Here is a 12,948-nt window from a genome sequence, read left to right as displayed (position 1 = left end):
CTTCCACAGGAAAGGCAGCCTGGACTGGACGCTGGCACGGCCGGTATGCCTCGGCGCGGCGTCGACAGGATTTGCCGGCGCATGGATCGGCCATCATCTCGACACGGCGTCGCTGTCGACCGTGCTGGCCGCAGTCATCCTCGTCGTCGGCACGTACACCTCGGGTATCTGCGGCCAGGCGGCGCTCGCCATGCCGGCAGGCGCGCGCCAGCGCTGGCTGATCCTTGCCGCAATCGGCGCCGTCACGGGTTTCTGTTCCGGCCTCGCCGGCATCGGCGGCCAGGTGCTGTCCGTGCCGTTGATGGTCCTGTGCGGCTATCCGGTACTGACGGCGATCGGCGTCGGGCAGGCGCTGCAAACGGTCGGCGCCTTGTCCGGTTCGCTCGCCAACCTGCATTACGCCAGCATCGATTATGGGTTGGCCGCCTTCATTGACGTCTTTGAAATTGCCGGCGTGCTGGTCGGCGCCTTCGTCATCCATCGTCTCGACGGGGTCCTGGTCAAGCGTCTGGTGGGCGGGCTCTGCATGGTGGCCGGTTGCGGGTTCATGCTGCGCAGCCTGTAATCGGTGTACAGTTGAGTCTTTGAGCATGCTGCCATGGCCCGACTGACCCTGACCTTCCCCGAAGACCAGTATTACTACACCACGTTGCTGACGGTGCGCGTTACCGACATCAATGCCGGCAACCACCTGGGCAACGACTCGATGATCTCCATGATCTCCGAGGCGCGGGCCCGCTTCCTGTTCGAATACGGCATCACGGAGACGGAGCGCGACGGCACCGGCATCATCGTCACCGACCTCGCGACGACCTACCGCGCCGAAGCGCATGCGCGCGACCAGCTGCTGTTCGAAGTGGGCGTCATGGACTTCAACAAGTATGGCGGCGACATCACCTTCCGCATCACCCGGCCGAAGGACAAGACCCTCGTCGCGATGGCCAAGCAGGGTTTTGTTTTTTTCAACTACAAGACGAGCCAGGTGGTCGCGATGCCGGAGGAATTCCGCACCAAGTTCGACCGCGTGAACTGGGTCGACTGAACGCCGTCCGGATCGGCGAAAAAAACCGGGAACTTTCCCGGTCCGCCAGCGGAATATGGGCACGGACAACGACCCATGACCACGACAACGACCACCGACACCGACCTGCTGCGCCGGATGCGCAGCGGTGCAGCCGATGCCTTCGCGGCCCTGTACCGGCGCCACCAGGGGCCGCTGTACCGCTTCGCGCTGCTGCGCTGCGGGTCCGCCGACACGGCCGCCGACGTGGTGCAGGAAACGTTCATGGGTCTACTGACGGAGCGCTTCCGGTTCGATCCGCTGCGCGGCCAGCTGCAGCACTTCCTGTTCGGCGTGGCGCGCAACCTGATCCTGAAGCACGAGACGGCGCGCCAGCGCCACCAGGCCTTGCCCGGCACGGACGACGGGGATGAAGGCGACGGCCCGGAGCTGGCCGCGGACGATGCCTGCCCGCTGGCGCGCCTGCTGGACAACGAAGCCGCGGAGGAAGTGCGGCGGGCGCTGGCGCTGCTGGCGCCGCATTACCGCGACGCCGTGATCCTCTACGAGATGCACGAGCTGTCGTACGCCGAAATCGCCGACATTTGCCAGGTCGACATCGGCACCGTGCGTTCGCGCCTGTCGCGCGGGCGGGCGGCGCTGGCCAAGCGCCTGGCCGGCTGGCGCACCACCGCCAGCGCAGCATGACAAGGATAGCCATCATGGATACTCGAAACGTCGATAAGCCCGCGCACCGCGATCCCCTGTTCGACGCGCTGCGCGCAGAGACGAAACGCCTGGACACCCCGCGCGGCGTCGAGGCGGAATTATTGCAGGCATTCGCCCGACTGCACCCGCCGCGCCGGCGCTGGTTCCGCGCGCCGAGCCCGCGCGGCTGGCTGCTGGCGGGCGGCATGGCTGGCCTCGCGGCGGGCGCGCTGGCGCTGGCCGTCGTCCTGCAAACGCCTCGTGTCGAGGATGCCCCGCAGGCCCGCACAATCGTCGCGCTCGACGACAGCGCCCCGTTCATCGCACTCGATTCAGCCGAGCGTATTGCCGCGGAGCCCGCGCCGCGCATGGTCGCGGCCAACGTACCGCGCACGAGCCTGGCCGCGCTGGGCGTGCCGCTGACGCCGGAAAACGCGGGCGAATCCGTGCGCGCCGAGCTGCTCGTCGCCGCGGACGGCCAGCCCTTGGCGCTGCGCCTGAGTGCCGTCGAATGACCTGAAACCACGAGGATGCCATGCCAACCAAGCCACTGATCTTTGCCCTGCTCCTGTCCAGCATTGCCGCGCCGGGCCTCGCCGAGGAAACGACCGGCGCGGAAGCCAAGGGGCATCTCGACATCCGCCCGGACGGCCCCCTCATCGCGCGCATGCAGCCCGTCAAGAATGCCCCCTACAGCGCCCATGCCATCCGCGAACGCCAGCAAGCCCTGGCCGACGGTAACCAGATCAGCGACCGCCGCCGCCCGACGGCCTATTACCGCGACAGCGCCGGCCGCACGCGTCAGGAAATCGTGAACGACAAGGGTGAATTGCAAACGGTGACGATCAACGATCCGGTCGCCAACCTGACGTGGATACTCAAGCCCCAGGAAAGAGTTGCCATCAGGATCGACAGGAACCGGCCCGCCGAACACATGCGCAACAATGGCACCATGCCGCCGGTCGAGCGCCGCAAGACGCCGGACGGCATGGACGAGGTCATCGTGCGGCGCGTCGAGCGGGTCAATCCGGACGCGCACCAGCCTGCCCAGGAAGACGTCCGCATCCAGGTGCCGAAGTCCGCCGCGGACAATGGACTGGGAATGCGCCTGGCGCCGCTGGCCAATGCCATCGACGATGCCAAATGGTCTGCAAAGAGCGTCACGAAGGACCTGGGCACCCGCGACTTCGGCGGCATCAGGGCCGAGGGCAAGCTGCGCAGCTACGAGATCCCGGCCGGCGCGATCGGCAACCGCAATCCCATCGTCGTCTCGGACGAGACGTGGACGGCACCCGACCTGCAGGTGACCGTCTATACGAAGCACAGCGACCCGCGCAGCGGCGACGTCGTCTTCCGCCTCGAGAACGTCAAACGCGAGGAACCGGCCGCCGCCCTGTTCGCCGTGCCGGCCGATTACACGATGCGCGGGCCGGATGCCCACTGGCGCGAGAAGGCCGGTCGAGCCGACAAATAAACTGGTTTACGGATTGTGGCAATGCATGGTGGGCACGGGGTGCCCACCCTACCGCATGACGGCCGATCAACGATGAACAACCGTAGGGTGGGCACCCTGTGCCCACCAGATGCTCGCCCACAGATTACCGCTTGCGGATCGGCGCAATGGTCTTGCCGAACCAGTCGTCGATCATCTGCTTCTCATACCGCAGCGGCTCGCTGTCGAAATAGTGGCTGAACGTCTGCTGGTAATTCATGTCCTGCAGCTGCGACTCGCCACTCTTGATCACCTGCCCGTTCTGCTCGACCGCGTAACGCAGCTCCATGCGCGGCCAGTCCGCGCGGCCGCTCATCACGCGCAGGTCGCGCCCCAGCCGGATACTCGGCACCAGGTGGCCTGCCGGATCGAAACCCGTGATCTCGATGCGCAGGTCCTGGCCCGGCGGCAGGTTCTCGCCCAGCTTCTTGAAATGGTCGGTGATCTGCTCCAGCATTTCCTTGCGTTCCCACGTGGGGAACGGCAGGTCGTGGAAATTCTCGGGGTGGATCCACGCCACGCTGACCGCGGCCGATGCGCTGCCCGCAGCCAGCGCCAGCAGGCCCGCCAGGGCCATCGTCTTCATGAGCGATTTCATGATGTCCTTCCTTTCGTTCTGCGCCGTTTATTCATTATTCAATATACGTTTCTTATACGCCGGTTTCCATGGCTGCGTCCGTTAAGCCTTGTCCAAACTTTGTATCCAAATGTTAGTCCCCGCACAGGTGCCGCGAGCACTTGCACCGCACAATCGCAGCGGTGCGAATTCAACAGGAACACATCATGCCGGAAGGTCCGTCGCTGGTCATCCTGAAGGAACAGACAGCCCGGTTCGTGGGCCAGGAGATCGTGCGCGCGGAGGGCAATACCTGGGCCATCGACACGACCCGCCTCGTCGGCCAGCTGGCGCACACCCAGAAAACCTGCCCCCGCTGCCAACTCCCCTTCCACAAGGCCAACCTGGGCCGGACGAACCGGCGCAGCTTCTGGTGCGAACGCTGCCAGAAGCGTTACGGCTGAGCATTAATGCCGACATAGCGCKAACGTGGCGCGTGGGCACGTTTCATTTGAGGCCCCCCGGCCTCAAATGCCCACCCTACCCGTTGCGTAGGGTGGGCGGCCTCCGCCCACGCGTGACGTTCGAATCGCGACAATACGTTGCAACATTGTGACATTCATCTTATTGCAAGTAATATTTCCTGTTGTTAATAGAAGCTGCTCATACTACAATCAATCTGGGCTGATGGTGCCTTACTGCAACATCTGTTCTGTTACCGACCCGTTCACAAGATTGGATCGTCCATGCCCTTCCCGTCCTCAACCGCGCCGAAGCTTGCCCCTTGGAAAATCCTGCTCGTCGACGACGAGCCGGACATCCATGACATCACCAAGCTGACCCTGTCGCGCTTCCGCCTCGACGGCCGCAGCCTCTCGTTCCTGCATGCCTACAGCGGTGCCGAGGCGAAGGCGATGCTGGCGCGGGAAAAAGATATCGCGCTCGTGTTCCTGGACGTGGTCATGGAGCGCGAGGACAGCGGCCTGGAAGTGGCACGCTGGATGCGCCAGGAGCTGGACAACCAGTTCACCCGCATCGTGCTGCGCACCGGCCAGCCGGGCCAGGCGCCCGAGGAACGCGTGATCGTCGACTACGACATCAACGATTACAAGGAAAAGACGGAACTCGACCGCACCAAGCTGTTTACGACGACGTTTGCTGCCCTGCGCGCCTACCGCGACATCATGAAGGTCGAGGACGCCCGCCGCGTCCAGCAGAATTACCGCGAAGGGCTGGAGCGCGTGATCTCCGCGTCCAGCCATCTGTTCCGGCAGCGCAGCCTGAAGGATTTCGCCAGCGGCCTGCTGCAGCAGGTCGTCGCCCTGCTGCGCCTGGAGCAAAGCATGCTGGTGCGCGTGGCCGGCGCCAGCGTGATCGCGGGCGAGAGCCGGTACGAAGTGCTGGCGCGCATCGGCGACGTCGGCGACGAGGACATCGGTCCCGAACTGGTCGCCCAACTGGACGAGGCACGCCACAACCGCATCTCCAAGCTGCATGGGGACACCTATGTGGGTTATTTCCCCAACAATAGCGGCAAGGCCTCGCTGCTCGTACTCAAGGGTGTGGAAGAGATTTCCGAGATCGACATCCAGTTGCTCGACGTCTTTTGCTCGGGCGTCGCCATCGCCTTCGACAACATCCTGCTGAACCAGGAAATCACGGACACGCAGGCGGAGCTGATCCTGCGGCTGGGCGACGTCGTCGAATCGCGTTCGAACGAAGCCGGCAACCACGTGCGCCGCATGGCCCAGGTGTGCCATCTGCTGGCCCAGGAATCGGGCATGTCCGACGACGAGACGGCCGTACTGATGCATGCCGCGCCGATGCACGACGTGGGCAAGATCGCCACGCCGGACGCAGTGCTGCTCAAGCCGGGCCGCCTTACGCCCGAGGAATGGGACGTCATGAAACAGCACCCGACCATCGGCCTGCAGATCCTGGACGGCTCGCAGCGCCCGATCCTGAAGGCGGCCGCCGTGATCGCCCACCAGCACCACGAAAAATGGGACGGCAGCGGCTATCCTCGGGGACTGAAGGGCGAGGACATCCACCCGTACGCCCGCATCGTGGCCGTGGCCGACGTGTTCGACGCCCTCACGCACGAGCGCGTGTACAAGAAGGCGTGGCCGATCGACCAGGTGCGCGACTACCTGCGCGAGGTGGCGGGCCAGCACCTCGATCCCCACTATGTCGACATCCTCATCAGAAACCTCGACAAGGCGGCCGAGATCAATGAGCGCTGGCCGGACTGAGCAAAAACCGCAGGCCGGGACAATACCGGCATACTCGGGTAGTATGCAGAGCTTCGAGGCAATATTGTCCCGACCGCCATCCGGCCCATGCGTATCCGAACCCGACTGCTGCTCCTGATCCTCGCGATCCTCGTACCCGCCTTCATCGCGGCGGTACTGGCCGTGTGGTATGTCTATCAGGAAGAGCGGCGCGCCCAGGAGACGAGCGTCAAGGAAGCCGTACGCGCCTTCGCCCTGCTCGTCGACAACGAACTGGAAATCAAGGAAGGCATCCTGCACGCGCTGGCGAACTCGCCTGCGCTGGCCCGGGGCGACCTCGAGACCTTCGAGCGCCACGCCAGGTCGCTGGCGCCGACCGCCGAGACGGCGATCATCCTGATCAGCCCGGACGGGCGCCAGCTGATCAACACGCGGGCCGCGCCGGGTGCGCAATTACCCATCCGGCGCGCGTCCGACATCGACGCGCTGATGAAGCAGTACGGCGCCGACCGCACGCTCGTATCCGACCTGTTCGTGTCCACCCTCGGACAGCGCCATGACTTCGCCATCCAGGTGCCCGTACGCATCGACGGCAGCGTGCGCTATTTCCTCTCGATGGGCGTGAACGCGGCAACGCTGCAGGGGCTGCTGCGCGAACAGCGCTTCCCGGCCGAATGGCAGGCTGCCATCATCGACCGCAGCGGCAGGATCGTCGCGCGCTCGCTCGATCCCGAGCGCTACCGCGGCCACCTCGTCACCCCCACGGCGAGATCCGAGTTCGCCGCGCACCGCGAAGGCGCGTTCGCGAACAGGAACCTGGCCGGCATTCCCGTGCAGGCGTTCTACAGCACCGTGCCCGCGTCTGACTGGAAAGTTCTCGTCAGCATACCCATCGACGACCTGCGCCGCGTGCCGCTGCATGCGGCCGCCTTCCTGGCGACCATCATGGCGATCCTGCTCGTGCTGGCATCGGTGGCCGCGCGCTGGTTCGCGCGGCGCGCCGCGATCCCGATCGAATACCTGGGCCGCAGCGCCGCCGACCTGGGTGCCGGCCGCGAAGTGCATTACCAGCCGCAAGGCATCGTCGAAATCGACGCGGTGGCGCAGCGCATGGCCGCGGCCAGCCGCCAGATCCTGACCGCCCAGGCCGAACTGGAACAGCGCGTGGCCGAGGCCGTGGCGGCCAACGAACGTGCCCAGAGCGCCCTCGTACGCAGCCAGAAACTGGAAGCCCTCGGCCGCCTGACCGGCGGCATCGCCCACGAATTCAACAACCTGCTGCAGACGCTGACGACGGCCCTGCAACTGGCGTCGCTGACGTCGAGCCAGCCCAAGGTGCTGGGCTTCATCGACACCTGCAAGCGCACCGTCAGCCGCGCCACCGCGCTCACGACGCGCCTCGGCGCATTCGGCCGCGTGCAGGATGCGCGCCTGCTGACGGTCGCCCCGGGCGACCAGGTGCGCGGCTCCGTGCAACTGCTGCGCGGCGTGCTGCGCCAGGGCACCCGGGTGGAACTGCAGTGCGCGGACGACCTGTGGCCCGTCACGATCGACCCGGTGCAATTCGACCTGGCGCTGCTGAACCTGACGATCAACGCGCGCGACGCCATGCCGGACGGTGGCCGCCTCGCCATCGAGGTCCGCAACTGCATCCTCGAACCCACGCTGGAACGCACGGGCGGCGACTACGTGCGCGTGAGCGTGACGGACACGGGCACCGGCATGGCGCCGGAAGTCCAGGCACGCGCCCTCGACCCGTTCTTCACGACCAAGCCGCCGGGCCAGGGTTCCGGCCTCGGACTGCCGCAGGCGTATGCCTTCGCCACCCAGTCGCGCGGCTGGCTGGTGCTGACGAGTACTGTCGGCGTCGGCACCACGATCGACATCTATCTGCCGCGCTCGCATCAACCGCTGTCGGCCGTGGCCGCGCGTGACGAGGGCCCGGCACCGGGCCGCGGCAGCGGACGCGTGCTGTTCGTCGAGGACGACCCGCTCGTGCGCGAGGCGGTCGTGCGCGGACTGGAAGACTGCGGCTTCGACGTGATGGTTGCGGCGGACGGCGACAAGGCCTTGGCCATGCTCGACGCCGGCCTCGATGCCGACGTCGTGTTCTCGGACATCGTCATGCCCGGCAAGGTCAGCGGCGTCGACCTCGCCGGCATCCTGCACGAGCGCCGTCCCGGGCTGCCGGTCGTGCTCGCGACCGGCTACACGGACCAGCGCGCCGCCATCCCGGGTGTGCAGGTGTTGGGCAAGCCGTACGAGATCGACCAATTGGTCACCCTGCTGTCCAACCTGTCCGGCACCCGCTGAGCCGTCGTCTTACAGGGTCAGCGTGACCCGCTCCCCGGCGACCGCCACGGTGCACGTGGTGGCATTCGACCTGCGCCCCGCCGCCGTGGCGCAATCGGCACTGACCGGCTTGCCCTGGTAGTTGCCGTTGAATTTACCGTCGCCGTGCATCAGCGAAATCTGGTCCTCGATAACTTTTTCGCCATTGACGAAGATCCGGACGTCAGTGCTGTCGACCAGCTCACCGCGGATGGCCAGCTTGCCATCCTTGCTCGCATAGTGACTTTCGGTCACCGGCACCATGCTCGCGCAGCCGGACAATGTTAAGGCAAGCGTCATCTTAATGATAAATTTTGTTGACATTTTCGGGCAATTTACGCGTATCTTCGCGGTTCTCTCTTCAGGAACCATGAATGATACGCGTAATACTACGTATTGACTATTCAAAAATGCAACAGCCGTTGAACTCCTTGCAAATGTAAATTCAGATCAATAGTCTGCATTTGCAATTACCATGTAGCAACTTTTATCCGCACCATGCTGCATGGCTGGCGTAGAATGGGGCATCAATGGAGGAAACGATGCAGACCCTGCCCTTGCGTATCGGCGCCGGCCAAGACCTGCGCGCCGTGCTCGACGCCCTCGTCGCGCAACACCACGTGGAAGCCGCCTTCGTCCTGCAAGGCATCGGCAGCCTCTCCGTCGCCAGGCTGCGCTTCGCCGGCCGCCCGGAATTCACGGAGCTGCGCGGCGACCTGGAAATCATCACCCTGGGCGGCACGCTGTCTCCGGACGGTCCGCACCTGCATGTGTCGGTGGCGGACGACGGCGGCCGGGTCCTCGGCGGTCACCTCGGCCCGGGCTGCATCGTGCGTACGACGGCCGAGGTGCTTATCGCGCTGCTGCCGCGTCATCGTTTCCGCCGGGAGTTCGATCCGGCGACGGGGTTTGACGAGCTGTTCGTGAAGGCCTGATCAATCAGGCGGGCGCGCCCGGCTAGAATGTCCGATCCGCCCACTCACCGAAGGACGCCCATGGCCCAGCTGAACTTCTCCCAACCCGCGATCGACGACGCCACCATCTCCGCCATGGCGGACACGATGCGCACCGGCTGGATCGCCAGCGGCCCGCGCGTGCTGGAATTCGAGCGCGCGCTGTCGGCGACGTTCGGTGGCCGGCCCACGCGCACCTTGACGTCGGCCACGGGCGCGATGGAGCTGGCGCTGCTGGCGTGCGGCATCGGGCCGGGCGACGAGGTGATCACGTCCACGCAGAGCTTCTTTTCGACGATGAACATGATCGTCAAGGTCGGCGCCCGCCCCGTGTTCGTCGACTGCGACCTCGTCACGCGCGCCATCGACCTCGACCAGGTGCAGGCGGCCATCACGCCGCGCACGAAGGCGATCGTGCCCACGCACTTCCCCGGTGCCCTGGGCGACATGGACGCGTTGTACGCACTCGCGCGCCGCCACGGCCTGCGCGTGATCGAGGATGCGGCACTGGTGCAAGGGTCGACGTGGAACGGCCAGCCGGTCGGCAGCTTCGGCGACATCGCCACGTTCTCCTTCCATCCCAACAAGAACATGACGACGATCGAGGGCGGCGCCATCGTCGTGCCGGACGAGGAGACGGCGCGGCGCATCGAGGTGCTGCGCTTCCACGGCATCGAGCGCCTGCCGGACGACACGCGCGACGTCGCCACCGCCAGCGGCAAGTACAACATGTCGGACGTGTCGGCCGCGATCGGCCTCGCGCAGCTGGCGCAGCTTCCCGGCTTCCTGGCGCAGCGCCAGCGTCTGGCCGACCGTTATGTCGACATGTTCCCCGCCATCGGCGGCGCCGTGCTGCCGCCGCAGGGCGTGCCGGGCCAGAGCTGGAACATGTTCTGTGTACTGCTGCCGTACGAAGCGCTCGGTACGACGCGCCAGGCATTCCGCGCCGCACTGCGTGAACAAGGCATCGCGACGGGCATGTCGTACGAACCGTCGCACCTGACCACGCTGGGCCACAGCCTCGGCTGGCGCGAAGGCCAGTTCCCGAACGCGGAACGGATCGGCCGCGAGACCGTCACGCTCCCCCTGCACTGCGGGATGACCGACGCGGACGTGGACCGCGTGTGCGCGGCCGTCGCTCAGGTGCTCGGCGTGACGGCACGCTGAACGTCAGGCTGTCCGCAGTTCGGCCCGGGGCCGCCCCACCTTGCGCGGAAAGCGCAGGTGGTAGCGCAGGCCGTCGCCCGGGCTGCTCTCCACGCGCAGCGAGCCACCCAATACGCCGGTCACGAGGTTGTACAGGATGTGGCCCCCGAGGCCGCTGCCGCCGCTGCCGCGCTTCGTCGTGAAGAACGGGTCGAACAGCTTGGCCAACGTGTCCGCATTCATGCCCGCGCCGTCGTCGCCATACATGAAGACGACGTCGTCGCCGTCGGCCTGCGCCTGGATCGTGATGTGGCCGGGCTGGTCGCGCTCGAAGCCGTGCATCAGCGAATTGACCACCATGTTGGTGACGATCTGCGACACGGCGCCGGGAAAGCTCTCCAGCAGCAGGTCACGCGGGCAGTCGATCGCCACTTCGACCGGCCGGCCCTTCAGCTTGGGCTGCAGCGACAGCAGCACCTCGTTCAGATACGTGCCCAGGTTGAAGGCGCGGATGTCGTCCGAGGACTGGTCCACCGCCACCTGCTTGAAGCTGCGCACGAGGGCCGCGGCGCGCTGCGTGTTCGTCGTCATGATGCGCAGCGACTGGTCGACGATGTCGAAGAACGCCTCCAGGCTTTCCTGCGTCATCTCCCCCGCCGCCAGTTCCTCGCGCGTCAGCTTGAGTTCCTGCACGAGGTGGCTCGTGGCCGTCACGCAGATGCCCAGCGGCGTATTGATCTCGTGCGCGACACCCGCGACCATCTGGCCCAGCGACGCGAGCTTTTCCTGGCGCACCAGTTCCGTCTGCGCTTCCTGCAGCCGGTGCAGCGCCTGTTCGAGCGCGGCGTTCTGTTGTTCCAGGCGTTCCTTGGCCTTGCGGATCGCGCGGTCGGCCTGCATGCGCGCGATCGCGACCGCAACGTGGCTGGCAATGAAGGCCAACAGGTCGAGGTCGGCCTTGGTGTACAGCACGGCCGGGTCGTAGCTCTGCATGACCAGCACACCGTAGGCCTTGTCGTGCACGAGCATCGGCGCGCCCATCCAGCTGGCGATGTCCGTGTTCCCCAGCGGCTGCTCCACCTTGCCGGCCGCGTGCAGGCGCGCGAAGCTGCCGGCGTCGTGGAGTTGCGCCTGCCTGGTCTGCAGCACGTACGACACCATGCCCATCCCGAACGGGAAACGCTGCGGCGGCGGCACGTCGTCCTTTTCGTCGGCAAAATACGGGACGCTGATCTCGCCCGTGTCCGGATGTGTGAGCGCGATGATGAAATTCTTCGCCATCATCAGTTCGCCGATGATGCCGTGCAGGTTCGATGCCAGCACGTCGGTCTCGAGCGCGGTCGCGGACAGGTCCGCGATCTGGTACAGCGCGTGCTGGACCTGCTCCGCGCGGCGCCGCTCCGCCACCTCGCGCGCAAGCAGCAGCGTACGCTCCTGCACGGCGCGCTCGAGGCGGTCCATGCTCTGCAGGCCCTGCAGGGCATTCGACACGTGGTTGGCGATCAGCGCGAACAGCGCCTGGTCTTCGTCGCTGTACGTATGCTGCGGCAGGTAGCTCTGGATGACGATGGCGCCCAGGAGCTCGTGCTGCTGGTCGAGCAGCGGCCAGCCCATCCAGTGCTCGGCGATGCTGCCCTGCCCCCAGTCGGCGCCGTTCTCATGCGCGCGCATCTCGTCGGCCGTCAGCGTCAGCGGCTGCCTGTTGAGCATGACCCAGGCCGTCGGCGACTGGTCGGGCGACGCGAGCGTCACGCGCTCGTCCGGACTCGGGCCCTCGTCCACCGTATCGACGAAGTAGACGAAGCGGATCGTGTCGTCTTCACGCTCGGCCAAGGTGACGTAGAAATTCTCCGCATACATGATGCGGCCCAGCGCGCGGTGGACCGCGCCGATGAATTCGGCGACGTCGGTACAGCTGGCGGACAGGTGCCCAATACCGAGCAGCATGGCCTGGACCGTTTCCAGGCGGGCGAGACGATCTTCCATCGATTCCCCTTGTCGCATTCAAATGATGCTTTTAGGAAATCTTATCAGTTCAGGTTCGTCCTGCGGAGATCGTGTAGCAGAAAACCACAGGCGTAGGGTAGGCATTTGAGGCCGGGGGGATTGATGCCGGGGGGGGATTGATGCCGGGGGCATCAATCCAATGAGACGTGCCCACGCGTGACGTTCGCGGTATGTTGACGTTCCGCGTGGGCACGGGGGTGCCCACCCTATGACCTACCATGCCACCGCAATTGGTTATCTGCGCGGCGCGCGGAACTCGTTCTCGACCCAGGTTTGCGCCGACGCCGGCGACAGTTTGAAGCCGGGATCGACGCGCACCTGCGCCACGCGCTCCCCCATGTCGTCGAAGGCGCTCAACAGCGCATACGGATTGTCCTCGTCCGGCACGATGTCCAGCGTCACCTTCAGCTCGCCCTCGGCGGTGGAGACGACGGTGCTCTTGTGCAGTTGCGCGTGCAACTGCTGCTCGTGGCGGCGGATCACTTCAGACGCCGTCTTGACGAGCGTGTGGAACGCGCTGATGT

At 65.8% G+C, this 12,948-nt stretch carries 13 protein-coding genes and 1 pseudogene; 10 read left to right on the top strand and 4 right to left on the bottom strand.

The annotated features are described in order from the left end of the window. The 5 genes from AC1DYX_RS19300 to AC1DYX_RS19280 form a co-directional block, all read left to right on the top strand. Positions 1-565 (top strand): sulfite exporter TauE/SafE family protein (locus AC1DYX_RS19300; protein WP_477261741.1); only part of this gene is annotated, 565 nt, incomplete at its 5' end. Positions 566-598: 33 nt separating this feature from the next. Next, entirely contained in the window at positions 599-1,042 is a 444-nt protein-coding gene (locus AC1DYX_RS19295; RefSeq protein WP_477261739.1) for a thioesterase family protein, read from the top strand. A 75-nt stretch (positions 1,043-1,117) separates the two neighbouring features. Continuing rightward, complete coding sequence (locus AC1DYX_RS19290; RefSeq protein WP_477261737.1) at positions 1,118-1,708, top strand: RNA polymerase sigma factor; 591 nt, start codon at positions 1,118-1,120, stop codon at positions 1,706-1,708. Between the two features lie 14 nt (positions 1,709-1,722). After that, positions 1,723-2,223 (top strand): hypothetical protein, encoded by a 501-nt coding sequence (locus AC1DYX_RS19285; protein WP_477261735.1) that lies wholly within the window; start codon positions 1,723-1,725, stop codon positions 2,221-2,223. A gap of 20 nt (positions 2,224-2,243) precedes the next feature. Further along, positions 2,244-3,182, top strand: coding sequence for a hypothetical protein (locus AC1DYX_RS19280; protein ID WP_477261733.1), 939 nt, complete (start codon positions 2,244-2,246; stop codon positions 3,180-3,182). Positions 3,183-3,306: 124 nt separating this feature from the next. Here AC1DYX_RS19280 and AC1DYX_RS19275 read toward each other — a convergent pair whose 3' ends face one another. Then, the gene (locus tag AC1DYX_RS19275; protein WP_477261731.1) at positions 3,307-3,798 is read right to left on the bottom strand and encodes a DUF3016 domain-containing protein; all 492 of its coding nucleotides are present in this window, start codon (positions 3,796-3,798) and stop codon (positions 3,307-3,309) included. A 185-nt stretch (positions 3,799-3,983) separates the two neighbouring features. Here AC1DYX_RS19275 and AC1DYX_RS19270 point away from each other — a divergent pair, with 185 nt between their 5' ends. The 3 genes from AC1DYX_RS19270 to AC1DYX_RS19260 all read left to right on the top strand — a co-directional run bounded on the left by AC1DYX_RS19270 (position 3,984) and on the right by AC1DYX_RS19260 (position 8,300). Continuing rightward, positions 3,984-4,220: a hypothetical protein gene (locus tag AC1DYX_RS19270; protein WP_477261729.1), complete on the top strand. Its 237-nt coding sequence runs from the start codon at positions 3,984-3,986 to the stop codon at positions 4,218-4,220. 282 nt (positions 4,221-4,502) lie between these two features. Beyond that, on the top strand, positions 4,503-6,008 hold the full coding sequence (locus AC1DYX_RS19265) for an HD domain-containing phosphohydrolase (RefSeq protein ID WP_477261727.1): 1,506 nt from the start codon (positions 4,503-4,505) through the stop codon (positions 6,006-6,008). An 87-nt stretch (positions 6,009-6,095) separates the two neighbouring features. Next, positions 6,096-8,300 carry a hybrid sensor histidine kinase/response regulator gene (locus AC1DYX_RS19260; RefSeq protein ID WP_477261725.1) on the top strand — a complete coding sequence of 735 codons (2,205 nt, stop codon included), beginning with the start codon at positions 6,096-6,098 and terminating at the stop codon, positions 8,298-8,300. Between the two features lie 9 nt (positions 8,301-8,309). Here AC1DYX_RS19260 and AC1DYX_RS19255 read toward each other — a convergent pair whose 3' ends face one another. Then, positions 8,310-8,618 (bottom strand): hypothetical protein, encoded by a 309-nt coding sequence (locus AC1DYX_RS19255; protein WP_477261723.1) that lies wholly within the window; start codon positions 8,616-8,618, stop codon positions 8,310-8,312. A gap of 242 nt (positions 8,619-8,860) precedes the next feature. Between AC1DYX_RS19255 and AC1DYX_RS19250 the strand changes: the two genes are divergently transcribed. Next, positions 8,861-9,253 (top strand): PPC domain-containing DNA-binding protein, encoded by a 393-nt coding sequence (locus tag AC1DYX_RS19250; protein ID WP_477261721.1) that lies wholly within the window; start codon positions 8,861-8,863, stop codon positions 9,251-9,253. Positions 9,254-9,313: 60 nt separating this feature from the next. Then, complete coding sequence (locus AC1DYX_RS19245; protein ID WP_477261719.1) at positions 9,314-10,438, top strand: DegT/DnrJ/EryC1/StrS family aminotransferase; 1,125 nt, start codon at positions 9,314-9,316, stop codon at positions 10,436-10,438. Positions 10,439-10,441: 3 nt separating this feature from the next. Here the strand turns inward: AC1DYX_RS19245 and AC1DYX_RS19240 are convergent, their stop codons facing one another. Together AC1DYX_RS19240 and AC1DYX_RS19235 are read right to left on the bottom strand one after the other, a co-directional pair. Further along, the gene (locus AC1DYX_RS19240) at positions 10,442-12,403 is read right to left on the bottom strand and encodes a GAF domain-containing sensor histidine kinase (RefSeq protein WP_477261717.1); all 1,962 of its coding nucleotides are present in this window, start codon (positions 12,401-12,403) and stop codon (positions 10,442-10,444) included. Positions 12,404-12,658: 255 nt separating this feature from the next. Then, a pseudogene (locus AC1DYX_RS19235) lies at positions 12,659-12,948 on the bottom strand (hypothetical protein); the annotation flags it as partial.

The sequence above is a fragment of the Massilia sp. P2_C2 genome (assembly GCF_056404615.1).
Note: the sequence above shows the minus strand (reverse complement) of the source record. Positions and strands in the feature narration are given on the sequence as shown.